Origin of the sequence: Actinoplanes sp. NPDC049548, from assembly GCF_040676695.1 — a bacterium.
GTDB lineage: Bacteria > Actinomycetota > Actinomycetes > Mycobacteriales > Micromonosporaceae > Actinoplanes.
The window spans coordinates 116,694-143,176 of the sequence record NZ_JBFAPM010000013.1; the positions used below are offsets into that span (position 1 = coordinate 116,694).

Sequence of the window (26,483 nt, forward strand, 5' to 3'; positions counted from 1 at the left end):
GCCGTACCTGGCGTCGGCTATTGACCCCGTTTCGGCCGAACCGTTGAATCGGCGCAGTCAGGTTCTCGAGGCTGGGAGTTCGCCGTGGTCACGCGTACCGTTTTCGCCGTCGGCACCGCTCTCGCTGCGGCCGTCGCCACCACCGTGTTCGCGCTGCATGCCGACGCCGCTTCCGTACCGGCCGCGGAGGCGGGTTTCACGCTGCCGCCGGCGAATGCGGCCTTCGACTATCAGATCGGCGGCGCCTACGCGCCGCCGTCCGGGGTGACGGTCGTCAGCCGGGACAGGGAGGCGCCGGTCGCCGCGGGGATCTACACCATCTGCTACGTCAACGCGTACCAGACTCAGCCTGGTGAGGCCGCGTGGTGGCAGGCTGAGCACGACGACCTGCTGCTGCGCGACGACAACGGCGAGTACGTCGTGGACGGTGAGTGGGACGAGATCCTGCTGGACATCTCGACGCCGGAGAAGCGGACGGCCGTCGCGGCCGTCGTCAACGGTTGGATCGACGGCTGTGCCCGCGACGGCTTCCGGGCGGTCGAGCCGGACAACATCGACTCGTACGACCGCTCCGGTGGCAAGCTGGACATCGAGGACTCCGTCGCGTACCTGACGCTGCTGGCGCCGCACGCGCACGCCGCCGGGCTCGCGATCGGCCAGAAGAACACCACCGACCTGGGCACCCGCGGGCGGGATCTGGGACTCGACTTCGCGATCACCGAGGACTGCGGTCGCTGGGACGAATGCACCGACTACACCGACGTGTACGGCGACCACGTGATCGACGTCGAGTACAGCGACAGCACGTTCCGGAAGGCGTGCCGGGCCGTCGGTGCCACCGTGTCCGTCGTCCGGCGCGACCTGAAGGTGACCGCTCCGGGCAGCGGCACCTACAAGTACGACGCCTGCTGACCGCGGGTCCGCACCGTGACCGTGGCGACCTCCGTGTCGCCCTGCCGTGCCGTCACCACCACTTCGTTGTCCGCCGTGGCCGTCCGGGCGCGCAGCTGCACGGGCACCTCCAGCTCCGCGAAGGCGTGGAACACCGCCGTCATCCCGGTCATCACCGCGTCCGCCGGCTTCGGGCTCATCGTGGTGCCCAGCTGCCGGGCCGCCTCGACGAGCAGGCTGCCGGGGATGTGGTCGAGCGGATGGTCGAACAGCCCGGCATGCCCGCCCGGCACGAGCACCCGGGCCTCGGCGCCGTCCCCGGTGGTCCGCAGGTCCGCCAGCAGCACGTCGGCGGGATCCACCCGGCCCACCTCGGCGGGCGGGACGGCGCCGGCCCGGTCCGGGTCCGGCAGCTCGTCGGAGTACGAGGGCGGGCCGCTGCGGCCGCGCTGTCGCAGGGCGGCGTAGGCGGCGGGGGAAGCCAGCGAGGCGCCCACCTCCACACGGCCGATCTGCACGTCGCCGGCGCTCAGCGCGAACACCGGTGCCAGCGACCGGACGCGGCGCCCGGTGCGCTGCGCCGCGACGTCCAGGACGGCCATCGTCAGCTCGCACGCTCCGGTGGCGGGCAAGCCCCGGTACGCGTCCGCCGAGATGTCCAGAGCGCACGTGTCGAGCAGGAAGCGCGTGTCCAAGGGAGCCTCGCAGACGGTGTGTCCCAGGTAGATCAGGCCTTGCCGGCACGCCTCGAGCAGCAGCATGGGGTCGAGCCGCCGGTTGCCCTCGGCCGTGTGCGCCGCGTAGTACGGGTGGTCGTCGGGCGCCACGGCCGTCGCGACGTAGCCGCCCGTACCGCTGGGCTGGACGCCGGTGAGGAAGACGGTGTCGGCGTTCCGGCGGTGGACGACCACCGGGTCGACGAGGCTGTCGGAGCGCAGCGGTAACCGGGTGTCAGTCATCAGCGAGCAGTCCTGTCCGAGCGATCGCGGTCAGTGCGCCGAGGTGGTCGGCGAGGGAGGTGAAGCCGGCGCCGAGCGTGCTCACCGCCAGGTGGTCGGCGCCGGCGTCGCGCCAGCGCCGGGCCGCGTCGGCGACCGCGGCCGGCCCGCCCTCGGTGAGACGGATACGCCCGTGCAGGCCGATCGTGTCCGGGGACCGTCCGGCAGCCTCGGCGGACCACGCCACCACGGCGCGGGCGGCGTCCAGCTCGGGACCGGGCTGCAGCCGCGGCATCCAGCCGTCGCCCACGCGGCCCGCACGCCGGTAGGCCGCCGCCGAGGAGCCGCCGACCCAGATCGGGATCGGGCGCCCCGGCAACGGGTTGATCCCGGCCGCCACCAGCCGTTCCTCGTCGGTGGCGCCGGTGACGGAGCGTTGCTGCCACAGGGCCCGCAGCAGGCGGATCTGCCGGTCCAGCCGGTCGCCGCGGGAGCGCATCGGCATGCCGAGGGCCTCGTACTCCACGGCGTTCCATCCGATGCCGACGCCGAGGCGCAGCCGCCCGCCGGACAGCAGGTCCACCTCCGCCGCCTGCTTGGCGACCAGTGCCGTCTGCCGCTGCGGCAGGACCAGCACGCTGGTCACGAGGTCGAGGTCGCAGACCGCGGCGAGGTGGCCGAAGAGCACGAGCGGCTCGTGGAACGGGTCGTCCACGTCGTACACGCCGCGCCAGCCCGGGTGCCCGTCCGGGTCGGCGCCGAGGACGTGGTCGTAGGCCATGAGGTGCCGGAACCCGAGCTCCTGCACGGCGACCGCGAACTCACGCAGAGCCGCCGGGCCGCCGTGCAGCTCGCCCTGCGGCAGCACCACGCCGATGTCCATCAGGCCAGCACCCCGCCGAGGATCAGCGCCGCATAGAGGACGACGAGGAACAGCATGGCCGTCGCCTTGGGCCAGGCGCCGGTCCGGCCGCTCAGATAGGCGCCGGCTCCGAATACCGGGAAGACCAGCGACAGGTACGGCACCAGCGACGCATCCCGGGGCCGGGTGACCGCCGCCAGCACCGCACAGGACAGCAGTGCCCAGCACAGCGTCACGACGGCGCTGCCGGTCGGGCCCAGCCGGGTGGCCGAGTACATCCGGGAGCCCGGGGCCGGCCGGCGGACCGTCTTGCGGGCGAACTCGAAGTGCAGGAAAGCGGTGGCGAACACCAGCACGAGCAGCGCCGGCCGCAGTCCTGCCCGTACCAATGCGGTGCCCACTGTGGACGCGTACAGGTAGAGGCCCGCCGCCAGCTGCACCGGATAGGCCACCGTGAGGTACGCCAGCGGCCGGTCCCGCAGCGCGGGGAACCGGAGCACCAGCCGCGCGAGCAGCTCGGCGTACCCGAAGAGCGCCGCCGCCACGACGGCCGACCACGGCGCGAGGGGGGCGTTGGCGGCGATGACGAGGGCGGCCACGACCCATCCGGCGCGGCGTAGCTCGGTCACGGTGACGAGCCCGGTGACCAGCGGGCGGTCCGGGTTGTGCACCCGGTCGTACGGCTCGTCCATGCGTTCGTCGACGAGCCTGAGGAAGAGCAGCATCGCGATGAGCGTGGCGGCGCGGATCACGGACGAGGCCGTCGGGCGCCACGGCTCGCCGGCCGCCGTCGCCTCGTACGCGAACGCCCACAGCACCCCGTAGGTGACGTGCACCCTCGGCGCGAAGACCGCCGTGACGAAAGCGCGACAGCGAGCCGGCGCGTGCCCGGCGATCGCGGTCACAGGGCGTCCGCCGCGACCGGCGACCGCCAGCTCTGCGGGTCGGCGCCGGACAGCAGCTGCCGGTACTGCGGGCGGGAAAGTGGCAGGGCGGCGTTGCCCACGACGATCGGATCCCACCCGGTCACCGGCAGCCCGGCGGACCAGATCAGCTCGATCAGCGGCCCCCAGCTCACCGGTTCCGCGGTGGTGCCGGCGAGCCGGTGCCGTAGCGCCGCCCGTACGTGGTGCGGCAGCGTGGACCCGTCCGCGAGCAGGCGCTCGACAGCCTGGCGCAGGCGCGCGGTGGCCGGACCGACACGCAGGTCGTGCGGCGGACAGTCCGCGTACAGGTCGTGGGCCAGACCCAGGGCCTCGTCGTAGCGGTCGGTGCCGTCCAGGGCCTGGTGACACAGGTCGCTGCGGTCTGCGTGCTCGAGCAGGATGCCGAGCTCCCGGACGAGGTCGGCGGGTTCGTCGGAGGCGTGCACCAGGTTCAGCAGGAACCCGAAGTCGCCCAGCCGGGTACGCAGCTGCCCGGGCCGCCGCCGGGCCGGGTCGGCCGGTCCCTTGCGGACGCTCAGCGCCACGGTCGCGGGCACGTCGGTGTGCGCGCCGGACCGGAGCAGGAACACCAGCGAGTCGCCCTGACCGCAGAGGGCGTCGGCGAGCAGGCACCGCTGGGGTGTCGCCCGGTTCAGCTGGTAGTGCCACATCGCGCGGACCGCGCCGCGGCCCATCCGCAGCCGCCGCGCCGCCACGATGCGGAAGCCGGAGTCGCGCAGCCAGCCGACGATCCGCTCGATCGAGCGCGAGGCGACGGCGTCCGGCTTCATCAGCAGCAGTGCGTGCCGGTGCGCGAACGCCACCGGGTCGCCGGTCAGCGCCGCCAGCTGCTCGTACGCCTCCAGGAAGTAGCTGTCGGTGCCGAAGTACCGCTGCTTCTGCGGGTCCTGGGTGAGCCCCGCCGGGAAGGGCGGCCCGTACGCCGCGGCGTCGCTCATCGCCGGACGTCCCGGATCGGGGGCGCGCCGAGGTAGCCGGCCCGCACGGCATGGTCGATGATCGTCCGCAGGTGGGCCTCCCCGGCCGCCAGCCGCCGGTGCGTACGCAGCTCGGCGGCGGCGCTGTCGTCGAAGTACTGTCGGCGGCGGAAGTAGCTCTCGTAGAGCGACAGCACCCGGTTCCAGTAGCTGCGTTCGCGCTCCGGCAGGTCTTCCGGGTCGAACGTCGCCGGGGCGAGGTAGCGGGGCACGTGGAAGGACGGGTACTCGGCCAGCACGTCGGAGATGTGCCGCATCCGCACCGCGGCCCCGACCGCGTGCAGGGTGCGGTCCCGCGCCCGGTCGAAGTCGACGACGGCGGCGGTGATCAGGGCCGCGACGTGGTCGACCGGCACGAGGTCGATCGTGGCGTCGAAGAACCCGGGGATGGCGCCGACCCGGCCCTGCGACAGCAGCTTCAGCACCACGTAGATGTTCTTGAAGTCGCGCGTCACGCCAGTGCGCGTGGCGCCGACGACGACGCTGGGCCGCACGGTCACGGCCGGCAGCCCGTCGGCGGCGGCCTTGCGCACGAGCTGCTCGGCGGTGAACTTGCTCTCCTCGTACAGGTTGCCGAAGCGCTGACCGGTGTCGAGCTCGGACTCGAGGATGGTGCCGTCGCGCTCGCCGCAGACGTACGCGGTGCTGACGTGCACCAGCCGCGCCGGGCGCTGCCTCGCGAGCTCGAGGACGTGGGCGGTGCCGTTGATGTTGATCGACTCGTAGACCTCCGCGGGCCGGCCGAAGTCGGTGGTGGCGGCGGTGTGCACGATCAGGTCGACGTGCCCGGCGAGCAGCTCCCACGTCGCGTCGTCGAGGCCGAGCCGTGGCAGGGTGACGTCGCCGCTGACCAGGCGTACCGTTCCCGCCCGGCCGTCATCGGAGCCGGGGATGGCGCGGCCGTCGTTGGCGACCAGCTCCCGGGTCCGGTGGACCAGGCCGAGGACCTGGTGGCCCGCCCGCAGGAGGCGGGCGCAGACCTCGGCGCCGACGAGGCCGGCGGCGCCGGTCACCAACACGGTCCTGGGTCTGCTCATGACGCCTCCTGCAAGCGGCCGCCGGCCGCGACATGGGGCTGCACGCCGCCGCTGGACAGCAGGTCCTGCGCCTCGTCGAGGGGCAGCTCCTGGTCCAGGTACGCGCCGAGGCGCAGCCAGTCGTAGCCGATGTCGAGAGTGCGCTGCCAGCCGTCGGGGGAGTCGAACGACGACGGGAAGGCGCCGCCGCCCGAGGCCGCGCGGACCTCGGTGACGAAGTCCTGCAGCAGCCGGATGTCCGGCATCGCGCTCGCGTACAGACGCTCCGCGAGAACGCGGATCCGGGCGGGCGTGACGGGCACCAGGTCGAGGCGGTGCAGCAGCTCCGGGTCGGGCGGCAGGGGACTCACCCCGTGGGCGCTCAGCAGCGCGCGGAGGCCGCCGTTGACGGCACGGGCGGTGGTCAGCGCGGCGACGCCCCACTGCTGCTGGTCGAGGGCGCCGCGCAGGTCCTCCACGGCGTTCTCGATCATGACGTTCGCCCAGATCAGCGCCATCGCGGCGGCGGCGAACCGGCCCGCCGGCACGGGCAGCAGGTCGATCGAGCGTCGGTGCGCGGGCAGCGCCCCGGCGATGGACAGCACCGGCGTGGCGGTGGACGGGGCGGGCGTGATGGCTCCCAGCGGCGCCGCCATCGGCAGCCTCGGGCCGATCGGCGTTCCCTGCCAGGTGACCCGGAGCAGGCCGTAGCGGTGGAAGGCCGAGACCAGCTCGCCCGCGTCGGGCACGCCCAGCCGGTCCGCGTCAGCGAGCAGGTCCACGACCGGGCGGCCCCAGACGACCCGTCGCCACACGCGGGCGGCGTCCTCACCGAGCACGAACACGTCCCGGCGGTCGCGTACCAGGTGCACGCGGTCGTCGATCTGCCAGGTGGTCACCTCGTTGCCGCGGGCGACCACGAGGCGGTGCGGGTCGTCGGCGCAGCCGGTCACGCCGAGCTGCGCGACGAGGTCGAGGTGTTCCCGGATGTTCCCGGCCTGCGGCACGGCGGCGAGCATCGTGCGGCACCGCCCGGCGAGGGGGTCGTCGTCCAGCCGCTCCAGTTGCAGGGACAGCCACTTCGGTTCGAGATACGTCTCCCCGCGCCGGGCGGCCCAGCTCTTGGCGGCCTGCTGCAGCGCGGCTGTCGCCCACACCGCGGCGGAGCCCGGCTCACCGAGGGTGGTCAGCAGGACGGCGTGCCGCGCGGACTGCCGGGCATGCTCGGCCCACCACCGGGACATGACGGTGGCGAAGTCGTCATGGCTCAGGTTGCCCCGGACCTCGGCGACGAGCTCCGGCCGGTGGACGACGTACGCGTGCAGCAGCCGCTGGCAGCGGTTGAGCAGGTGCTCGTCGAGCGTGGCGATGCGCCGCGCGCTGCGGCCGGCGTACCCGGCGACCTCCCGCAGGTGGCCGGCGATCTGGCCGACCGACCGGGTGCGGATCTCCACCCGGCGGCCGTCGATGAAGAAGATGGTCGGCATGGTCGGCATGTCGGCGTCCTGGTCGGCGACGAGCAGGAAGTCGACGTCGGACCGGCTGTTGCCGAACCCCTCGGCGATGGAGCCCTCGAGGACCAGCGCGTACCCCGGTGGGGGAGCCACCCGGGCGAGGGTCCGGTCGGCGAGCGACGCCACCTGGGCCTCGGTCAGGATCATGAGCCGGCCTCCCCGAGGATCGTGATCCGGCCGGTGCCGCCGTCCATCCGGATCGTCATCCCGGTCTCGAGCTCGCGGGTGGCGCCCTTGACCTTCACGACCGTCGGCACGCCGAGCTCGCGGGCCACGATGGCGACGTGGGTGAGCGGGCTGCCGCGCTCGATGATCAGTCCGGAGGCGGACGGCAGGGCCGCGACCCACCCCGGGTCCGTGCTGTAGGTGACCAGGATGCCGCCGTTCACGTCGTGGGGGCGGTCCGCGACGACGACCCGGCCGGTCACGATCCCCGGCGCCGAGGCCGTGCCGCGCAGCTCGGCGGCTCCGGTCCGCGCGGCCTGCCCGGGCACCCAGCCCGCGGCCTCGAGGTTGCCGTCCCAGTAGGGCGCGCCGTACGTCCGGAACCGCGGCGGCGCCGACATCTGCTCCTGGCGGTGCTGCGTACGGCGGCGTACCGCCACGATCTCGCGCAGCTCGTCGTGCGCGATCCGGCCCTCGTACGCACCCGCCAGCTCGTCCAGGCGCAGCAGGAACACGTCCTCGAACCGCTCGATCGCCCCGGCACGCGCCAGATGCCGGCCCAGCGCGCGCAGGATCTGTTTGGCGGAGCCGAACGCGCGGGTCCGGCAGAAGCGCAGCCGTTCGCGGTGGGCCAGCGACCGGGACGCCTTGCGGCGGACCAGCTCGTAGAGCCACCGCTTCGGCCCCCGCAGGTGCTGGTCCAGGTACTCCTGGGCCTCGTCGGTCGTGGCCGTCTCGGGCGGGGCCTGCAGGGCGTCGCGCAGCATGAGGTACAGGCTGGCGGGGTCCTCGCGCAGGTCCGGCACCTCGAGCTTGAGCTCGTCCGGGCTCCGGTAGCCGTGCGCCGCCACGTACGCGTCGACCGCCGCCAGCAGCCCGGTGTGGCCGCCCTCGGCCAGCGCCGCGCGCACCGCCGCCGGTTCCGTCTCCACCACGATGCGGCGCAGGTCGTCGTCGGCCGTGACCATGGCGGCGAGCGCGCGCAGGGCGCGGGCGGGCTCGGCGGACTCGACGTCGGCGCCGGGCCGGGCGGCCGCCCAGGTCAGCCACTCCGGCGCGGCCGGCATCCACCTGCGGCCGAGGGCGCTGAGCACGCCGAGCGACAACAGGATGGTGGAGTCGAGCATCTGCATGGGCCCCCACCGCTGCAGCAGGTCGCGCTGCAGGTCCTGCAGGGCCCGGTACGCCCGGTCGGCCGGCATCGCGGCGTAGTCCTGGTTGTCGAAGACCGCGTACGACTCGTAGAAGTACGCCGTGAACCTCCGGACGTCGCGGCCCATGCGGAAGTACTTCCAGAAGAACGTCGCGCCCGTGACGAGCCGGGCCCGGCGCCGCTCCCAGGCGGAGTCGAACTCGTACGGGAACAGCGTCGCGGCGATCTCGTCCGGCAGTGGCTCGTCGACGCCCATCGCCACTTCGAGGAGCTTGCGGTTGACGTCGTAGAACGGCGGGATCCGCTGCAGGCGGTACCAGTTCACCAGGTTGTAGTAGACCCGGCCGTGGAAGCTGCCGAGCAGCGTGGGCAGCCACGCCTGCATCTGCCGCAGCTGCTTGCCGGGCACCCGCAGGGACCGGGCGAAGCTCTCGTACACCACGCCGTAGACCATCGATGCGAAGGTGAACGTCAGCGGCGAGGTGACGCCGCGGAAGCTCTCCACGATGTTGGAGTTGTCCCAGATCCGCAGCTCACCGGTGGCCGGCGGCCGGGACGGGACCGTGGTGACCGGACGGCTCTGCAGGATCCACAGGCGGCCGTCCGCGACCGCCCACTCGATGTCCTGCGGCGCGCCGAACGCCTCGCTGATCGTGCGGCCGGCCGCGTGCAGGGCCGCGAGGTCCATCTTGGCCAGTGAGGAGGCGTCGCGCTCGGCCTCGGGGACCTCGGTGACGGTCACGCCGCCGCCGGGCGCGTAGTCGTAGCGCACGGTCTTGTCGCCGATCTCGGCCTCGAGGACCGCGCCGGTGGCCGCGTCCAGGATCGCGGTGTCCGCGTCGACGGCACCGGAGACGATGCCCTCGCCGAGCCCGTACGCGGCGCTGACCACGTACTCGGCGGGCGAGCCCGTGGTGGGGTTCGCGGTGAACAGCACGCCGCTGACCTCCGAGGCGACCATGCGCTGCAGGAGCACGCCCATGCCGGACGGTCGCAGCGCGAGGCCGTGGGTCCGGCGGTAGGTCAGGGACCGGGCGGAGAACGCGGAGGCCCAGCAGTCCTTGACGCGGGCCAGCACCTGCTCCACCCCGGTGACGTTGAGGTACGTGTCGAACTGTCCGGCGAACGAGTGCTCGCCGCCGTCCTCCTCCAGCCCCGAGGACCGTACGGCCACCCGGCCGCCGCCCACCGCCTCGTACGCCGCGCGAATGGCGTCGGCGAGGTCCGCCGGCAGGGCGGTCGCGCGGATCGAGCCGGCGATTTCGGCGGCCGCGCGATCCGGGTCGTCCGCCGCCAGGAGCAACGACGCGTCCAGCCCGGCAATATATTTCAGAAATGCTTCGAATATGTCACTGGGAACGGCACTCCACGGTGGAACGTCGTGCATTTCCTGCAGGGCGGCCAGGTTCGACGCCTTGGCGCCCACGCTGCGCCGGCTCTCGGCAATGCTTTCCTCGGCGATGACGGGCACCATTCCTCCACCATTGAGCTGCGTCGATGGAAGATAGCCGAAGCGGATCTTGCGCACAATGACCTGTTTCACGCGAGGGTGAATCAGTGCAACAAATCGGCGAGGCGGTGCACAGCTGGGTTGGTGGTGTCACGCGGATAGGCCAGAGCGATGTCCACCGTGGGCGTCGGCGCGGCGAAGCGGCGCAGCCGCACACCGGGCACCTTGAGCGCGCGGGCCCGGCCCGCCGGCACGGCCGCGATGGCGGCGCCCTCGGCGACCGCGCGCAGCAGCTGTTCGTCGTCAGGTTCGTGCCGGACCAGGTGGAAGCCGCCGCCGGGCCACACCTGGGCGATGATGCGGTCGTACATGCCCGCGGCGTTCTCCCGCGGCCACATCACGGCCGGCTCGCCGAGGATGTCGGCGCGCTGGATGCGCCGGTGCCCGGCGAGGCGGTGGTTCTCCGGTACGGCGAGCAGCAGCTCCTCGCTGTCCACGTGCCGGCAGACCAGCGACGCCTCGTCGATCGGCGGCCGCACGAACGCGGCGTCGAACCGGCCGGAGAGCAGGCCCGCCACGTTCGGGGCCGTCCAGGCGGTCTCCGGCACCACCTCCACCTGGGGGTGCAGCGTCCGGAAGCGTGCCACGATCGCGTCGACCCGCCCGCCGCGTGCCGAGCGGGTGTACGCGAGCCGCAGCCGCCCGTCACGCCCGCGTACCGCCGCGCGGATCCGCGCCGCCGCGGCGTCCACACCGGCCAGCGCCCGCCCGGCCTCCGCGGCGACCAGGCGGCCCACCTCGGTGAGGGTGCAGCCGCGGGCGTCGCGGCGTACCAGATCGGTGCCGAGCTGGCGCTCGAGGGCGCGGATCTGCTGGCTCAGCGCGGGCTGGGTCAGGTGCAGCCGGGCCGCGGCCCGGGTGAAGTGCAGCTCCTCGGCCAGCACCCGGAAGGACCTCAGCCGGTCGAGCTCGGCCCCGGTCATCCGTGCGTCCACCATGTCGCCGAGCGTAGGCGGGCGCGGGCGCGCGTGGCATAGGCGCTTCTTATCGCCGATGCGTCAACGGCTATTGGCCCTGCACGCGGCCCGCTCCGCACGATGCGAGGCATGACGGATGTAACCGTGCTGGGCGGCGGCATCATCGGGCTGACCGCCGCCGTACGCCTGCAGGAACGCGGAGCCCGGGTCACGGTGGTGGCCGACAGGCACCCGCTCGACACGGTGTCGGCGGTCGCCGCGGCGGTCTGGTACCCGACGCACACCGATGGCGACGAGCGGGTGCTGCGCTGGGTCGCCCGTACGCGCGACGAGCTGCTGGCCCAGGCGGCGGCGGGAACGCCCGGGGTGCTGCTGCGCCACACCCGGATGCTGCTGCGGGCACCGATCGCCGAGCCGCCGTGGTGGGCTCCTGGCGAGGTGTCCCTGCAGGCGGCTCCCGAGCCGTACGCCCAGCAGCTACGCTTCGCCGCGCCGCTGGCCGAGATGGACCTCTACCTGCCGTGGCTGCAGCGCCGGATCGTGGCGGCGGGCGGCCGGTTCGTGCACCGCCGCGTCGCCCGGCCGGAGGAGCTGCTGGCGGACACCCCGGTGGTGGTCAACGCGACCGGTCTGGCGGCGGCCGACCCCGCCATGGTTCCGGTACGCGGGCAGATCGTGCTCGTCGCCAACCCGGGCCTGTGCGAGTCGGTCCGCGACGAGGACCACCCGGACGGCCCGGCGTACGTCCACCCGCGCAGCCGCGACGTCGTGCTGGGCGGAACGTTCGAGGTGGGGCGTTCGGACCTGGCCCCCGATGCGCAGGCGCGGGCCGCCATCGTGCGCCGCTGCACAGCCCTGGTGCCCGAGCTCGCCTCCGTGCCGGTCCTGGGCGACCGCATCGGGATCCGGCCGGCGCGGCGCGGAGGGCCCCGGGTGCAGGCCGAGGAGGTCGGGGGCGGGCGGATCGTGCACGCGTACGGGCACGGGGGAGCGGGCGTGACGATGTCGTGGGGCTGCGCCGACGAGGTCGCGGACCTCGCGGGGTCGTGAACGAGTGGCGGAGGCCACTTTCCGATACGAGACTGTTCCGTATTGCTGGAGGCGGTCGTAGGGTCGTCCAGAGATACGGAACAGTTCCGTATCGCTATTGGGACTCGGGGGAAACCCACATGGACGTTCCGCAAACGGGACACCCGAGGCGCTGGGCCATTCTCGGCGTGCTCGTGATCAGCCTGCTCGTGGTCGTGCTGGACAACACCGTCCTCAACGTCGCCCTGCGTACCATCGCCGACCCCGGAGCCGGCCTGGGAGCCAGCCAGGGCCAGCTCGAGTGGGCGATCAACTCGTACACCCTCGTCTTCGCCGGCCTGCTGTTCACCGCCGGCATCCTCGCCGACCGTCTCGGCCGGCGCATCACCCTCACCGTCGGGCTGGGGCTGTTCGGCCTGGCGTCGCTGCTGTCGGCGTACGCTCAGTCGCCCGACCAGCTGATCTGGGCCCGCGCGCTGATGGGCCTGGGGGCGGCGGCGGTCATGCCGGCCACCCTGTCGATCATCGCGAACGTCTTCGAGCCGCACGAGCGCGGCCGGGCGATCGGCGTCTGGGCCGGCGCGGTCGGCCTCGGCGTCGCGATCGGCCCGATCGTCGGCGGCATCCTGCTCGAGCACTTCTGGTGGGGTTCGGTCTTCCTCATCAACGTCCCCGTGGTCGTCGCCGGGATCGTGCTGGTCAGCGTCCTGGTCCCGGAGTCGCGTGACCCGCGCCCCGGCCGCATCGACCTGGTCGGCGTGCTGCTGTCCATCCTCGGCCTGACCCTGGTCACCTACGGCGTGATCGAGGGCGGCGAGAACGGGTTCGGGCGGCCCGAGGCGTGGGGCGCCCTCGCCGGGGGAGCCCTGGTGCTCGCGCTCTTCGTCCTCTACGAGCGCCGCATCCCGTTCCCGTCGCTGGACGTACGGCTGTTCACCAACCGGCAGTTCTCCGCCTCGACCGGCATGATCGGCCTGATCTTCTTCGCGGCCATGGGCTCGATGTTCTTCAGCGCCTTCTACCTGCAGCTGGTCCGCGGGTACGGCCCGCTCGCCTCCGGCGCGCTGTTCGTCCCGTTCGCGGTGGGCCAGATGGTGTTCGCGCCCCGCAGCGCCGCCATGGTCAAGCGCTTCGGTCCCAAGGCCGTCAGCACGACCGGCCTGCTGCTGGTCGGCGTCAGCCTGGCCGGCTGGCTCTTCATCGGCGCCACCACCCCGATCTGGATCGTGGGCGCGCTGTTCTTCGTCATGGGCGTGGGCATGGCCAACGTGATGCCCCCGGCCACCGAGGCGATCATGGCCGCGCTGCCCCGGGAGAAGGCCGGCATCGGGTCGGCCGTGAGTAACACCGTCCGCCAGGTCGGCGGTGCGCTCGGCGTCGCAGCGCTCGGTGCCGTGCTCTCCGCGGCCTACCGCGACGACATGGCCGGGGCCACGGCCGCGCTGCCCGCCGCCGCCCGGGACGCGGCGAGCGAGAGCATCTCCGGCGCGTACGGGGTGGCGGCCCAGGCGGGACCCGCGGGGCCGGCGCTGGTCCAGAACGCCAACGACGCCTTCATCTCGGCGATGCACTACGCGTCCATCGGCACGACGGTGTTCGCGCTGCTCGGCGCCCTGGTCGCGGTGATCTGGCTGCCCGGCAAGCGGCCCGCGCAGGCACCCGAGCCCACCGGCGCCGAGGGCCTCGCCGAGCAGCAGGCTGTAGAACTGGTCGAGGCGTGAGGGTCGCCATGGCCACGGCGTGAAAGCTCGGTGACAATGGAGCTCATGACGACGGTCAGCGTTGACGCGGGAGCCGGGCAGGGCCGCAAGGCACCTGGCCGGCCCCGCGATGCCCGGGCCGCGGAGGCCATCCTCGACGCCGTGACGGCGCTGCTCGGCGAGGGGCAGAGCGCCGACGCGCTCTCCATCGAGGCGGTCGCGGCGAAGGCGGGCGTGGGCAAGGCGACGATCTACCGGCGCTGGCCCAACAAGGAGGCGCTGCTCATCGACGCGGTGGCCCGGATGAAGGGCCCGTTGCCGGAGCCGGCCGGCGAGTCGGTCCGCGACGACCTGGTCATGCTGGTCGCCGGCGCCCGCAGCAAGCGCTCGGAGCAGTACGGCCGGGTGACCGCGTGCCTGTTGCCGGAGATGGTGAAGAGCCCGGCGATGCACGCGGTCTACCAGGCCGTGATCGAGCCGCGCCGCGACGTCATGCGCCAGGTGCTGCGCCGCGGGGTGCAGACCGGGGAGCTCCGCGCCGACCTCGACATCGAGCTCACCCTGCTGATGATCAGTGGCCCGTCGATCGCCCAGAACATGCTCGACTGGAACCCCGCGATCCCCGTCGAGGGGTATGCCGAAGCACTCGTCGACGCCGTCCTGCGGGGTGCCGCCGCCTGATCTTCACATCCCGTTCTGGCGCCGTACGTGGATGACTATCTATGTTGAGCGTCATGAATCTCCGAGCCCGCGCGGGCCTCAGCACCGTCGCTGCCGTCACCGTCGCCCTCGTCCTCGCCGCCCCGGCACCCGCCTCGGCCGCACCGGCACCCACCCCCGCCGTCGTCGCCCAGGCGCTCCCGCCGTACTCGACCTGGATCGCCGACGTCACCGCGGTCGCGACCCAGGCCTCGGGCTACCTCGGCGACGTGCTGCCGAACCCGTCGGCCAGGCCGGCCATCGTGCTCGACATCGACAACACGGCGCTGCAGACCACGTACCGGCCGGGCCTGACGTCCCCGGCGACCGGGCCGATCCTCGACCTCGCCCGCCAGGCCCGCGACGACGGCGCGGCGATCTTCTTCATCACCGCCCGCCCGGAGATCCTCGGCTGGCAGACCGAGGTGAACCTGCGGTCCGTCGGCTACCCCGTCGAGCGCATCTACCTGCGGCCCTGGTTCAACACCCAGCCGGACGCCGAGCTCAAGACCGACGCCCGCAAGGCGATCGAGGCGCAGGGCTACCGGATCGTGGCCAACATCGGCAACAGCCCCAGCGATCTCTCCGGCGGTCACGCCGACCGGACGTTCAAGCTCCCCGACTACGACGGCCAGCTGGTCTAGGCGCCGCGGAACGGTCCCCGCAGGGCGGCCCACTGCAGGAGCATGACGGTCTTCGCGTCGGCGATGCGGCCGTCGTACGTCATCTCCAGCGCCTCGTCGAACGGCAGCTCCACCACGTCGATGTCCTCGCCCTCGTGCGCCAGCCCACCGCCGGAGGCCGTCCGGGCCTCCGGCGTGTAGGGCGCGGCGTAGAAGTGCAGCCGCTCGGTCACCGACCCCGGACTCATGAAGACGTCGAAGACGTGCTCCAGCTCGCCGACCGTCACGCCGAGCTCCTCACCGGCCTCGCGGCGGATCGCCGTCTCCGGATCGTCGTCGTCGAGCAGCCCGGCGGCCGTCTCCAGCAACATGCCGTCGGGATGACCGTTGACGTACACGGGAAGGCGGAACTGCCGGGCCAGCAGCACGGTCCGCCGACCGGCGTCGTACAGCAGGATCGTGGCGCCGTTGCCCCGGTCGTACGTCTCCCGCTGCTCGGTCGTCCAGCTGCCGTCGGAATGCCGGTAGTCGAAGGTCGTCCGGCGCAGCACATGCCAGCCGCTGGCCAGCAGCTCCACATCCCGGACCACCACGTCGGGATTCCCGGTAAGGTCCCGCCCCACCCGGTCGAGCCCCACCCGGCCGCGATGGTCCGGCACGTCGACGCCCGGCACGGGCAAGATCGTCGAGTCCATGCCGCGAGGCTATCGCGCCACCAGGCCGCGCAGGGCCCGCACGACCGCGGCGGGCGCCTCCTCCGCCATGAAATGCCCGCAGGTCACCGTCTCGTGCACCAGGTCGTCCGCCCACGCCCGCCACACCGCCGCAGCGTCGTACCCCAGTGCCGCACCCCAGTCCTGCTGCAGCACCGACACCGGCATGCCCAACGTACGCCCGGCCGCCCGGTCCACCGCGTCGTGTTCGACGTCGACACCGGCCGACGCCCGATAGTCGGCGACGATCGACGGCACCGCCTCCCGCGACGCCCGCAGATACTCCGCCCGGACCGGCGGCGGGACGGCCGACGGATCGCGCGACCACGCATCGAGGAAGAAGCCGAAGAACGCGTCCGCGGCCCCACCGATCATCGCCTCGGGCAGGCCCGGCGGCTGCGCCATCAGGTACAGGTGGAACGCGACCGCGGCGTCACGGCCGTGCAGCACGTCCCACATGTCCAGGGTCGGCACGACGTCCAGCAGGGCGAGATGCGTGACGGCCTCCGGATGGTCGAGCCCGGCACGGAACGCCACCAGCGCGCCGCGGTCATGGCCGGCGAGCGCGAACCGCTCGTGGCCCAGAGCGCGGGCGAGAGAGACGACGTCGGCCGCCATCGTGCGCTTCGCGTACCCCTCGGAGGGTTTGCTGCTCCGGCCGTAACCGCGCAGGTCGGGACAGATCACGGTGTGATCGGCGGCGAGGTCGGCGGCCACATGGCGCCACATGAGGTGGGTCTGGGGAAAGCCGTGCAGCAGCACGACCGGCTCGCCGCCGCCGCCGACAGCGGTATGCAGTACGACGCCGTCAGCTACCGGGACGTCACGGTAGGCGAATCCGGGAATGGTGATCGTCATACGGTCGAGGGTGACGCGCGGTGATCAGTGGCCGATGAGTGTTCGATGAGCGGCCTACCATGCCAGCATGACGGCGTTCTCCGTGCTCGGGCCGGTCGGCGCCGGAGCCGTCGCGCTCAAGGGAGCACGCCAGCGTGCGGTGCTGGCCCGGCTGCTGATAGCCCGGGGGCACGTGGTGCCGGTCGACCGGCTCGTCGCGGACCTGTGGGAGCACCCGCCGGAGGGGGCGATCGGAGCACTCCGAACGTTCATCGCGGACCTGCGGCGGGCGCTCGAACCCGACCGGCCCCCGCGCGCGCCGGCTCAGCTCCTCGTGACCGAACCGCCGGGATATGCGCTGCGTGCGTCGCCGGAGACCGTGGACGCCTGGCGGTTCGAGGCGGCGGTCGCGCGGGCCGGTGCACTGCTCGCGGACGACGCAGGCGCTGCGCTGGCGCTGCTGGACGAGGGGCTGGCGTTGTGGCGCGGGCCGGCGTACGCGGAATGCGCCGCCGAACCGTGGGCCCGGGCGGAGATCGACCGGCTCGACGAGCTGCGGATGCTGGCGGTGGAGCGGCGCGCCGAGGCGCTGCTGGCTCTGGGGCGCTCGGGTGAGGCGGTGTCGGAGCTGCAGGCGCATACCCGTGAGCAGCCGTTGCGTGAAGACGCGTGGCATCTGCTCGCTCGGGCGCTGTACGGGTCCGGGCGGCAGGGGGAGGCGCTCGGGGCGTTGCGGCGGGCGCGGGACGTTCTGGTGTCGGAGTTGGGGGTTGATCCCGGGCCGCGGCTCCGGCGGCTGGAGGCGGACATTCTCGCTCAGGCCCCGCACCTCGACGGGTCTGTCGCTGGGGCGCGTCTGGACCGGGCGGCTGTGGTGGCTGCTGGGCCGTGCGTGGCGGGGACTGCCTTTCCGGCTTCCGGTTTCGATTCGCCCGGACCGCCTCTCGCTTCGCCCGGATCACCTCCCGCGTCCGCTTCGTTTTTCGGGCGGAGCGACGAGCTGGGGGCGCTCGACGCTGCGGCCGCGCTCGCCGAGAAGCACGGCCGGCCGGTGGTAGCGCTGGTGGCGGGCGAGGCGGGCGCGGGTAAGACGGCGCTCGCGGAGGCGTTGACGCATCGGCTCACCGGCCACGGATGGGGCGCGGAATGGGTGCGCGGCCCGGAGTTCGAGGGCGCACCGGTCGCCTGGCCGGGGGACGGCGACGGCCGTGAGATCACGACGGGCGAGACCGTGCCGCCCGCCGGGGCCGGGGATGCGGCTGTGGAGCGGTTCCGGCGGCATCGTGCGGTGGCCGCCGGGCTCGCCGCCCGGGCGCCGGTCGTGCTGGTCGCCGATGATCTGCACCGGATGGACGAGGACAGCCTCGAGGTGCTGACGGCCCTGGTGACGGGCGCGTCGCCGGTGCGGGGGACGGTGCTGGTGCTGGGGACGTACCGGGCGGAAGAGATCGGTGTGCCGCTGACCGCGACCCTGGCGCGGCTCGCCCGCAGCGAGCCGGTCCGGGTCTACCTCCCGGGGCTCGGCGAGGCCGCGACCGCGGAACTGGTCGGCAGCGTCGCGCGGCGCAAGGCTCCCGCCGATGCCGTACGCGTCATCCACCGGCGCAGCGGAGGCAACCCGTTCTTCGTTCGTGAGCTGGCCCGGCTGTGGGCGGCCGGGGCGGCGCTCGGCGACATCCCGGCCGGTGTCCGCGACGTCATCCGGCACCGGCTGAACCGGCTGCCGGAACCGGCTCGCACGGTCCTGCAGCAAGCCGCGGTGCTGGGCCTCGACATCGACCCGGAGGTGCTGGCCGCCATCGCCGGCGACCAGTCGCCGGACGCCCTCGACGCCGCGCTGGAGGCAGGCTTCCTGACCGAAGACGATCAGCGACTGCGGTTCACCCACGTCCTGGTCCGGGACACCCTCTACGACGACCTGTCGGTCCTGCGCCGGTCGCGCTGGCACGCACTGGCCGGGAACGCGATCGAGCGCCTGAGCCCCGGTGACACGGTCGCGCTGGCCCGCCACTTCTCATCGGCTTCGGGTACGGGCGCAGCGGAGAAGGCGGCCCGGTATGCCACTGAGGCCGCCGAACTGGCCGAACGCCGGAGCAACCCGCACGAGGCCGCGAGCTGGTGGCGGCACGCGGTCGCGGCCCATGACCGGCTGGCGGCAACCACGAGCTCCGGCGGAGCGGAGCGAGGGCGGCTGGTGGCCATCATGGGCTTGGGGCGCGCGCTGGCCGTGACCGGGCATCTCGAGGAGACCCGCACCCTTCGCGCCGAGGCGCTGGATGCGGTCGGCCGGCTCGGCGATCCGGTCCTGGCGGCGACCGTCGTGACCGCTTTTGACGTACCCGCGGTCTGGCCCCGCAACGACGACCCGGCGCTGTCCGGCCGGATCGTCGCGGTGGTCGAGGAGCTGCTCGGCACCGCCCCGCCACAGCTACGCGGACGCCTGCTCACCACGCTCGCGCTGGAGCTACGGGGCAGCCGAGGCGACCGTGGCCGACGGGCGGCGGAAGAAGCGGAGACGATCGCCCGCGCGGACCGGAACCCGGTGCTGCTCGCACTGGCGCTGAACGCCCGGTACATGCACGCGCTCGAGCGCTGTGGCATGGCCGCGGAACGGGCCCGCATCGGGGCGGAGCTGGTCGAGCTGGCGGCGGAGAACGGCCTGGTGACGTACGAGGTCCTGGGGCATCTGATCCTGCTCCAGTCGGCGTGCGCGATCGGCGATCTCGCAGCCGCCGACGGATACGCGGAGGCGGCCGACCGGCTGGCGGAGCGGTACGACCTGCCGTTGGTGGGCGTCTTCACCCAGCTCTATGCGGCGTTGCGCCTCGCCATGACGGGGGACGGGCGGGCGGAGGAGGTATACCGGGCTGCCTGCGCGCGTCTTGCGGCCGGCGGGATGCCGGGTGTGAGTGAGGGGCTGCTCGGTCTCTGCCTGTTGTCGCTGCGTAACGGCGGTGGCCGCAGCGGAGCCGGCCGTTCCGGCCGGCCGGCCGCCCAGCGTTCGGGCGGTGTTGGTTCGGGCGGTGTCGGGTCGGACGGTCTCGGTGCGGGAGGCTTCGATTCGGCCGGCATCCCCGATCTCGGGCCCTACGAGCCCTGGGCCCGGCCCGGGCTCCTGCTGGCCGCCGGCCGGGGCGACGAGGCAGCCGCGGCGCTGCGGGAGCTGCCGGAATCACCGCACGACCTGCTGCGGGAGGCGCGTCTCTGCCTCGCGGCGGGCGCCGCTGCCGAGGTGGGCGATCGCGAGGTTGCCGCTCGCCTGTATGCCGAACTACTTCCCGCTGCGGGTGAGCTTGCGGGTGCGGCCAGTGGGGTCCTGTCGTTCGGTCCGGTGGACGCCTTCCTCGCCCGGCTCCGGCCGCTTCTCGGGCTGTAGTCCGGCTGTCGCCCGCTCACGGGCTTGCAGTTGAGCGGCGGTTGCTCATCGGGCGGGGACGGCTGAGCAGCCGTCTGTCGGATTGCGGAGGGCGGCCTGAGCTTCGGCTTGTCCGCGATGGGCAGGGCGGTCTGGTGGGTCGTCTCGCCGGTGGAGAGGGCGCCTGAGCTGCGGCTTGTCCGCGACGGGCAGAATGGGCCGATGATCGGATTACGGGCTCGCCGCTTCGCTGTCCCGCTCATGCTGGCGGCGCTGCTCGGAGGCTGTGCCGCGCCGGGCACCTCGCCCGTTACGCAGCCGCCCGTGGTTCCGTCGGATCCGGTGCCGTTCCCGTCCGGGCGCCCCAAGCCGTCGGCGAGTGCCGTGACGTGCCCGCCTGAGGGTGTTCGCCTCGGTGTGGGCGAGGGGGACGCCGCGATGGGGCTGCGGGTTCTCAGCATCACGCTGGTCAACTGCGGGTCGCGGACCTACCGGCTCAACGGTTACCCGGCTGTGCGGTGTCTCGACGAGCTGCGGGCGGCGCTGAAGGTCCGGGTCCTGCACGGCGTGAAGCAGATCGTCGGCACGGACCTGCCGTGGGACGGACCGCCGGAGCCGGTGGTGCTGCGGCCGGGACAGTCGGCCGGTACGGGCGTTGCCTGGCGCAACACCTACGACGACATCCGGAAGCCGCCGGTGACGGTGCGCTTCCTCGACATCGCCCCGGTGGCCGGCCGCCCCTCCCAGGTCGTCGGTCCTGAAGGTGGCCTCGACCTGGGCAGCACCGGCCGCATCGCGGTCAGCGCGTGGCGCCTCATCCCGGACCCCGGCGCCACGGCATCCCCGCCCGCCTCGCCGGTCCCCGGCGCATCCGCCTCGGACCCGGTGGAATCCCCGGGTCCTCTGCCGTGACCGTGCCACCCCCCTCCTAGAGCACCGCGTCGTCGAGGTCCGCCAGCAGCGTGTCGCCGCTTGCCAGCAGGTCGAGCCAGGGGCCGATGCGCGGCAGCTCGTGGTCGAAGAAGTACCGCGCCGCGAGGCGCTTGCCGTCGTAGAACGCGCCTTCCTTGCCCGCCGCAGCGATCGCCTGTTCGAGCCACATCCAGGCGATGACGATGTGGCCGGCCGCGTCGAGATACGCGGTGGCGTTCGCCAGGGCCGCCTCGGGGTCGCCCGTGGCCCAGAGCTTCCGGGTCACGTCCGCGAGTCGGGAGCAGGTGGTCTCCAGCGTGCGAGCCATGCCGGTGAGCTCCGCCGGGGCCGCCGCGATCGTCGCGCCGATCGTGCGGAGCAGGAGGGTGAGGCCGGCCCCGCCGTTCATGGTGACCTTGCGGCCGAGCAGGTCCAGCGCCTGGATGCCGTCGGTGCCCTCATGGATCGGGTTGAGGCGGTTGTCGCGGTAGAACTGCTCGACGGGGTACTCGCGGGTGTAGCCGTAGCCGCCGTGGACCTGGATCGCATAGTCGTCGGCCTTGAGGCACCACTGGGACGGCCAGGCCTTGACGATCGGGGTCAGCGTGTCCAGCAGCAGTGGTGCGTCCGGGGTGTCGTCGTCGAGCAGCTTGGCCGCGTACAGAATCAGGGCGAGCGCCCCTTCGACGTAGGTCTTGGAAGCCAGCAGCATCCGGCGCACGTCGGGGTGCCGGATGATCGGCACCGGCGGCGCCGACGGGTCCTTGTCGGCGACCGGGCGGCCCTGCAGCCGCTCCCGCGCGTACGCCAGCGCGTGCAGGTAGCCGGTGTACCCCAGCGCGACCGCGCCCGCTCCGACACCGATTCGCGCCTCGTTCATCATGTGGAACATGTACGCGAGGCCGCGCCCCTCCTCGCCCACCAGGTAGCCGACCGCGCCGGCCGCACCGAGGGGAGTGTGCGTGCCGTCGCCGAACGCCAGCACGGCGTTGGTCGTGCCGCGGAAGCCCATCTTGTGGTTGAGCCCGGCGAGGACCACGTCGTTGCGTTCGGCGGGCGCGCCGTCCGGGCCGAGCAGGTGCTTGGGGACGATGAACAGCGACAGCCCCTTGACCCCGGCGGGCGCCCCCGCAACCCGGGCCAGCACCAGGTGCACGATCGTCTCGCTCAGCTCGTGGTCGCCGGCTGAGATCCACATCTTGCTGCCGGTCAGCCGGTAGACGCCCTCGCCGACGGGCACGGCCCGGGTGGTCACGTCGGCCAGCGACGACCCCGCCTGCGGCTCGGACAGGCACATCGTGCCGGTGAACCGGCCCTCCAGCATGGGCCGCACGAAGGCTTTGACGTGATCCTCCTTGGCGTACGCCAGGAGCAGGTTCACGTTGGCCATGGTGAGCATCGGGTACGCCGACGTGGCGATGTTCGCCGCCTGGAACCACGCGAAGCAGGCGCGCAGCACGACGTGGGGCAGCTGCAGCCCGCCGACCTCCTCGTCGAGCGCCCCGCCGAGCAGCCCGGTGTCGCTGAACGCCTTCAACGCCGCCTTGACCTCGGGGATGACGGTGACGCGCTCGCCGTCGAAGGTGGGCTCGTGCAGGTCGTTCTCGCGGTTGTGGTTCGCGAACTCCCGCTCGGCGATCCGCGCGGAGACCTCGAGGAAGGCGTCGAAGGTCTCCCGCGAGTGCTCGGCGAACCGGGGACGCTCGGTCAGCGCCTCGACGTCGAGCCACTCGTACAGCAGGAACTCGAGATCGCGCTGCGACAGGATGCGAGACATCAGCCGAGCCTAGTGGGTGCGTCCGCGGCGAGAAGCCGGGCGAACTCCTCGGCGGGCATGATGCGGATGCCCAGCTCTTCCGCCTTCGCGGCCTTGGAACCCGCCCCGTCCCCGACGACCACGAGGTCGGTGCGCTTCGATACCGAGCCGGAGGATCTGCCGCCGAGACGTTCGACGGCCTCGTTGCCCTCGGTGCGGCTCAGGCCGGGGACCGAGCCTGTCACCACCACCGTCATCGGACTGCCGTCGTCCTTCTGCAGCGGCAGGCGGGCAGCGCCGGCGGACCTGGCAGCGGAGGGCAGGTCCGGCTCGCTCATGGTGACGCCGCGGGCGGTCAGCTTCGCGATCACGGGAGCGAGCTCGGCCAGCTCCGCGGCGATCGTCGCGGCTCGCTCCGGGCCGACGCCGTCGACCCGTTGAAGATCCTCGACCGTCGCCGCCTGCAGGGCCGGCATCGTCCCGAAGTGCCGGGCCAGGCGGCGCGACATCGACCGGCCGGTCATCCGCACGCCGAGGCCGGTCAGGACGCGCGACAGCGGCTGGGCCTTCGACGCCTGGATGGTGGCGACGAGCTTCGTCGCCGACGTGCGGCCCAGCCGTTCGAGCTGGGACAGTGCCTCGGCGTCCAGGTCGTAGAGGTCGGCGGGGTCGGTGACCAGGCCGGCCCGGACCAGCGCCGCGATGACCTTGTCGCCGAGGCCCTCGATGTCCATGGAGTCGCGTGCCGCGAAGTAGGCCAGCGACTCCTCCGCGCCGCACGCTCGTCCCCGCACGCATCGCCAGCGCTTCTGCGACCGGTCGATGTCACCGCCGCAGCGCGGGCACACCTCCGGCGGGGTGAAGGCCGTGGCGTCGGCCGGCCGCGCGTCGAGCAGTGCACCGGTGATCTCGGGAATGACGTCACCGGCGCGGCGGACGAAGACCGTGTCGCCCACCCGCACGTCCCGGCGGACCAGGTCGTCGAAGTTGTGCAGGGTGGCGGAGGTGACCACCACGCCGCCCACCTGCACCGGCTCCAGCACTGCCACCGGCGTGATCAAGCCGGTCCGGCCCACCTGCACCTCGATGCCGACGAGCTTGCCGGTGCGGGTGTCGGCCGGGAACTTGTGGGCGATCGCCCAGCGCGGCGCCCGGCTCGAGAAGCCGGCCCGGTCCCGGTCGGCGGGGTCGTCGGCCTTGACCACGGCCCCGTCGATATCGAACCCCAGGGTGCCCCGGGCGGCGCCCAGCGCCTCGATGGCGGCGAGCACGTCGTCGATGGTGGCGCACCGCGCCATCCCGGCCGGCGATCCCGCCGTGGTGGCCACCCCGAGCTCCGCGACGGCGGCCATCGCCGCGGAATGGGACAGGCCCTCACCGCCGGGCAGGTCATGCACCGCGTAGGCGAAGAACGACAGCGGCGCCTCGTACGCACGATCCTGCGCGCGCAACGTGCCCGCCGCCGCGCTTCGCGGATTGGCGAACGCCGCGCCGCCGTGCCCGGTCCGCAGCTCGTTGGCACGGGCGAAGTCCGCGTCGGTCATGAAGACCTCGCCCCGTACCTCGACGGTGACCGGTCGCGCGAGCTGCGGCGGCAGACCGGCGACCAAACGGGCGTTGACCGTCACGTCCTCGCCGGCCCGCCCGTCGCCGCGGGTGGCGACCTGGGCGAGCCGGCCGTCGGCATACCGGGCGGCGACGGCCATCCCGTCGATCTTGGGTTCGACGGTGTACCCGTTCGCCGGGCGGCCGAGCAGCCGCTCGAGCCGGGCCGCCCACGCCGCCAGCCCCTCGCCGTCGAAGACGTTGTCGAGGCTGAGCATCGGGGTGCTGTGCACGATGTCACCGCCGGCGATCCCGGCGGCCACCGTGGTGGTCGGCGAATCGGCCGCTGCCCAGTCCGGCTGTGCCCGCTCGGTGGCCGCGACGCGGGCCAGCAGCGCGTCATAGATGGCGTCGTCCATCACGAGGCCGGCACCGGCGTAGTAGGCCTCGGCGGCCGACCGGATCCGGCCGATGGCCGCCACGTACTCGTCGCGGGTGGCATAGGGCTCGGCGTGCGCGGCGTCGACCACCGGCGCGACCTCGTCAACGGCGGACATGTGGTTCCTTCCCCTCGTGATGGGTCAGTTCTTACCGGAGGGGTCCGACAGAATGCGGGAGGTGATCTCGACGCCCGCGGTGCGGAGCCGGTCGACCAGGGCGTCGCCGAGCCCGGTGGCGGGTGTCAGCACCCCGCCCTCGGTGGCCGGCAGAGTCTCCCGGTCGACCGCCAGCGCCAGCGCCGCCTCGCCGAGCATCAGCGCCGTGGCCGCGTACCCGGGATCGCCCTGAGCCCGGAACCGGGCCGTGTAGCGTGCCCCGGTCGTGGTCCGCGTATAGATGTCGATCGTGAAGTGGCCCTCGCGGCGGGTGCGTTCGCTGGGCCCCTCGCCGGGCTTGGGCAGGACGCGGTCCAGCACGAACCGCGTCGGCGGCAGCGACAGGCCGGCGACCAGGGCGGCCAGACCGGCCTTCGTGCCGGCCGCGATCAGCGGGGACAACGGCGAGGTGCCGACGCTCATGGCCTCGCGGTACCGGAAGCTCCGCCCGTACGCGAAGTGCCGCAACGCGTTGCTGCGCCGCACGATCCGCGTGTTGTAGGAGGCCATGACGAACGGCGCGAGAGTGCCGCGCAGCGCCGGATCGACGTCGGCGCCGCGGAGCGAGCCGTGGTCGGGCTGCCGGCCGAGGTCGGGCTCGGCCGCCCGGTCGGGGCTCAGCGAGTACGGGCTCGCCGCGATCCGCCGCAGGTCGTGGTCCCCGCGCACGGCGTCCAGCTGGTGACGCATCGAGTCGATCGTGCCGCCGCTGAACCCGCCGCGCAGGCTCGTGACGACGAGCGTGGTGTCGGTCAGCTTACCGGCACCGTCAGCGCTCACCCGCTGGTGCAGGACGTGTACCCCGAGATCGGACGGGATGGAGTCGAAGCCGCAGGAGTGCACGATGCGGGCGCCGGTCGAACGGGCCAGCTCATGGTTCTCGTCGATGCTGCGCCGGACGAAGAGCACTTCGCCGGTCAGGTCGGCGTAGTCGGTGCCGGCGGCGGCGCAGGCATGAGCGAGGGTACGGCCGTACTTCGCGTACGGTCCCACGGTGGTGACGACGACTCGAGCGGACGACGCCAGCCCGGCCATGGCGTCGGGGTCGTTCGCGTCGGCGACGATGACCGGCCAGTCCACACCGAGCCGTCGCCGCACAGCACCCAGCCTGTCCGCGGACCGGCCGGCCAAGGCGATGCGGAGGCCGTCGGGGGAGTGGCCGGCCAGATACTCCGCGAGGAGCGCGCCGACGAAACCCGTGGCGCCGTAGACGACGATGTCATGATCCCTCATGCCGGTCGATTGTCCGGCATTCCCGGGCAGGCGGCACGCGTTCCCTCCGAGGCCGCGGTGTCGCGCAGACCGACGCAGTCGTGATCCCAGAAAGTCGCCGAGTACACCAAGGTGCCCGTCATCCACGGCTGGTAGGCGGGCAGCCGCCGCACCTGGAACGCCGCGTCCGGGATGCGCAACGACGGCTTGCGGAAGCCGTGACTGCCGCCCGCGGTGAAACCCAGGCGCGAGTAGTACGCGGGATCGCCCTCCAGGAACACCAGCGGCACGCCGCGCTCCGTCAACAGCCGCACCCCCGCCTCGACCAGAGCCGTCCCGATGCCTCGCCGCTGGTACGCCGGCCGCACCGCGAGCGGACTGAGGACCTGAACGTCGACGAGCCGGCGCGGTGCGTCGAGGAGGCTCCGGCTGAACATGACGTGCCCCGCGACGGCGCCGTCGGCGACAGCCACCAGTGACAGGGCACCGGGATCGTCGCGGCGCAGACCATCGACCAGTCCCGCGACAACGGTCCCGTGGTCGCCGAACGCCTGCCGGTGCACCGTGAGCACCTCGGCGTCGTCGCCGGGCACCTCGCTACGCACGTCCATGTCCG

21 protein-coding genes are annotated in these 26,483 nt (G+C 73.1%); 7 read left to right on the forward strand and 14 right to left on the reverse strand.

Translation table 11 applies throughout. From position 1 onward, the window contains the following. The first annotated feature begins 84 nt into the window (after nucleotides 1-84). Nucleotides 85-912, forward strand: coding sequence for an endo alpha-1,4 polygalactosaminidase (locus tag AB0J80_RS24805; protein ID WP_364709123.1), 828 nt, complete (start codon nucleotides 85-87; stop codon nucleotides 910-912). Here the strand turns inward: AB0J80_RS24805 and AB0J80_RS24810 are convergent. The 8 genes from AB0J80_RS24810 to AB0J80_RS24845 all read right to left on the reverse strand — a co-directional run bounded on the left by AB0J80_RS24810 (nucleotide 891) and on the right by AB0J80_RS24845 (nucleotide 10,911). Further along, nucleotides 891-1,850 carry a ScbA/BarX family gamma-butyrolactone biosynthesis protein gene (locus AB0J80_RS24810; protein ID WP_364709126.1) on the reverse strand — a complete coding sequence of 320 codons (960 nt, stop codon included), beginning with the start codon at nucleotides 1,848-1,850 and terminating at the stop codon, nucleotides 891-893. The two genes, AB0J80_RS24805 and AB0J80_RS24810, sit on opposite strands and share 22 nt — an antisense overlap. Then, nucleotides 1,843-2,712, reverse strand: a complete 870-nt coding sequence (locus AB0J80_RS24815) for an LLM class F420-dependent oxidoreductase (RefSeq protein ID WP_364709128.1) — start codon at nucleotides 2,710-2,712, stop codon at nucleotides 1,843-1,845. The genes AB0J80_RS24810 and AB0J80_RS24815 overlap by 8 nt, the downstream gene beginning before the upstream one ends. Then, nucleotides 2,712-3,626 carry a hypothetical protein gene (locus tag AB0J80_RS24820; RefSeq protein WP_364709435.1) on the reverse strand — a complete coding sequence of 305 codons (915 nt, stop codon included), beginning with the start codon at nucleotides 3,624-3,626 and terminating at the stop codon, nucleotides 2,712-2,714. The genes AB0J80_RS24815 and AB0J80_RS24820 overlap by 1 nt, the downstream gene beginning before the upstream one ends. Then, nucleotides 3,593-4,576 carry a nucleoside-diphosphate kinase gene (locus tag AB0J80_RS24825; protein WP_364709131.1) on the reverse strand — a complete coding sequence of 328 codons (984 nt, stop codon included), beginning with the start codon at nucleotides 4,574-4,576 and terminating at the stop codon, nucleotides 3,593-3,595. Before AB0J80_RS24825 ends, AB0J80_RS24820 begins: the two co-directional genes overlap by 34 nt. Continuing rightward, a complete protein-coding gene (locus tag AB0J80_RS24830; RefSeq protein WP_364709134.1) occupies nucleotides 4,573-5,652 on the reverse strand; it encodes an SDR family oxidoreductase in 1,080 nt (359 codons plus the stop codon). Before AB0J80_RS24830 ends, AB0J80_RS24825 begins: the two co-directional genes overlap by 4 nt. Further along, nucleotides 5,649-7,292, reverse strand: a complete 1,644-nt coding sequence (locus AB0J80_RS24835) for a hypothetical protein (protein WP_364709137.1) — start codon at nucleotides 7,290-7,292, stop codon at nucleotides 5,649-5,651. Before AB0J80_RS24835 ends, AB0J80_RS24830 begins: the two co-directional genes overlap by 4 nt. Then, on the reverse strand, nucleotides 7,289-9,937 hold the full coding sequence (locus AB0J80_RS24840; protein ID WP_364709140.1) for a phosphoenolpyruvate synthase: 2,649 nt from the start codon (nucleotides 9,935-9,937) through the stop codon (nucleotides 7,289-7,291). Before AB0J80_RS24840 ends, AB0J80_RS24835 begins: the two co-directional genes overlap by 4 nt. An 80-nt stretch (nucleotides 9,938-10,017) precedes the next feature. Further along, on the reverse strand, nucleotides 10,018-10,911 hold the full coding sequence (locus tag AB0J80_RS24845; protein WP_364709143.1) for a LysR family transcriptional regulator: 894 nt from the start codon (nucleotides 10,909-10,911) through the stop codon (nucleotides 10,018-10,020). A gap of 108 nt (nucleotides 10,912-11,019) precedes the next feature. Between AB0J80_RS24845 and AB0J80_RS24850 the strand changes: the two genes are divergently transcribed. The 4 genes from AB0J80_RS24850 to AB0J80_RS24865 all read left to right on the forward strand — a co-directional run bounded on the left by AB0J80_RS24850 (nucleotide 11,020) and on the right by AB0J80_RS24865 (nucleotide 14,962). After that, nucleotides 11,020-11,940, forward strand: coding sequence for an FAD-dependent oxidoreductase (locus AB0J80_RS24850; protein ID WP_364709146.1), 921 nt, complete (start codon nucleotides 11,020-11,022; stop codon nucleotides 11,938-11,940). A 119-nt stretch (nucleotides 11,941-12,059) separates the two neighbouring features. Continuing rightward, the gene (locus AB0J80_RS24855) at nucleotides 12,060-13,640 is read left to right on the forward strand and encodes an MFS transporter (RefSeq protein ID WP_364709147.1); all 1,581 of its coding nucleotides are present in this window, start codon (nucleotides 12,060-12,062) and stop codon (nucleotides 13,638-13,640) included. Nucleotides 13,641-13,685: 45 nt separating this feature from the next. After that, nucleotides 13,686-14,300 carry a TetR/AcrR family transcriptional regulator gene (locus AB0J80_RS24860; RefSeq protein WP_364709150.1) on the forward strand — a complete coding sequence of 205 codons (615 nt, stop codon included), beginning with the start codon at nucleotides 13,686-13,688 and terminating at the stop codon, nucleotides 14,298-14,300. Nucleotides 14,301-14,353: 53 nt separating this feature from the next. Further along, complete coding sequence (locus AB0J80_RS24865) at nucleotides 14,354-14,962, forward strand: HAD family acid phosphatase (RefSeq protein ID WP_364709152.1); 609 nt, start codon at nucleotides 14,354-14,356, stop codon at nucleotides 14,960-14,962. Here the strand turns inward: AB0J80_RS24865 and AB0J80_RS24870 are convergent. Continuing rightward, nucleotides 14,959-15,636 (reverse strand): NUDIX domain-containing protein, encoded by a 678-nt coding sequence (locus AB0J80_RS24870; RefSeq protein WP_364709155.1) that lies wholly within the window; start codon nucleotides 15,634-15,636, stop codon nucleotides 14,959-14,961. The two genes, AB0J80_RS24865 and AB0J80_RS24870, sit on opposite strands and share 4 nt — an antisense overlap. 9 nt (nucleotides 15,637-15,645) lie before the next feature. Further along, nucleotides 15,646-16,512, reverse strand: a complete 867-nt coding sequence (locus AB0J80_RS24875; RefSeq protein ID WP_364709158.1) for an alpha/beta hydrolase — start codon at nucleotides 16,510-16,512, stop codon at nucleotides 15,646-15,648. 67 nt (nucleotides 16,513-16,579) lie between these two features. Between AB0J80_RS24875 and AB0J80_RS24880 the strand changes: the two genes are divergently transcribed. Together AB0J80_RS24880 and AB0J80_RS24885 are read left to right on the forward strand one after the other, a co-directional pair. Next, nucleotides 16,580-19,867 (forward strand): BTAD domain-containing putative transcriptional regulator, encoded by a 3,288-nt coding sequence (locus AB0J80_RS24880; protein ID WP_364709160.1) that lies wholly within the window; start codon nucleotides 16,580-16,582, stop codon nucleotides 19,865-19,867. Between the two features lie 201 nt (nucleotides 19,868-20,068). Then, complete coding sequence (locus AB0J80_RS24885) at nucleotides 20,069-20,758, forward strand: DUF4232 domain-containing protein (protein WP_364709163.1); 690 nt, start codon at nucleotides 20,069-20,071, stop codon at nucleotides 20,756-20,758. Nucleotides 20,759-20,774: 16 nt separating this feature from the next. Here the strand turns inward: AB0J80_RS24885 and AB0J80_RS24890 are convergent, their stop codons facing one another. The 4 genes from AB0J80_RS24890 to AB0J80_RS24905 are packed head-to-tail and all read right to left on the reverse strand — an operon-like array spanning nucleotide 20,775 to nucleotide 26,478. Next, nucleotides 20,775-22,535 (reverse strand): acyl-CoA dehydrogenase, encoded by a 1,761-nt coding sequence (locus AB0J80_RS24890; RefSeq protein ID WP_364709165.1) that lies wholly within the window; start codon nucleotides 22,533-22,535, stop codon nucleotides 20,775-20,777. Then, nucleotides 22,535-24,616 (reverse strand): NAD-dependent DNA ligase LigA, encoded by a 2,082-nt coding sequence (gene ligA / locus AB0J80_RS24895; RefSeq protein ID WP_364709168.1) that lies wholly within the window; start codon nucleotides 24,614-24,616, stop codon nucleotides 22,535-22,537. The genes AB0J80_RS24890 and ligA overlap by 1 nt, the downstream gene beginning before the upstream one ends. A 24-nt stretch (nucleotides 24,617-24,640) precedes the next feature. Further along, nucleotides 24,641-25,888, reverse strand: coding sequence for a saccharopine dehydrogenase NADP-binding domain-containing protein (locus AB0J80_RS24900; protein ID WP_364709171.1), 1,248 nt, complete (start codon nucleotides 25,886-25,888; stop codon nucleotides 24,641-24,643). Then, a complete protein-coding gene (locus tag AB0J80_RS24905) occupies nucleotides 25,885-26,478 on the reverse strand; it encodes an N-acetyltransferase (protein WP_364709174.1) in 594 nt (197 codons plus the stop codon). The genes AB0J80_RS24900 and AB0J80_RS24905 overlap by 4 nt, the downstream gene beginning before the upstream one ends. Between the last annotated feature and the right edge of the window lie 5 nt (nucleotides 26,479-26,483).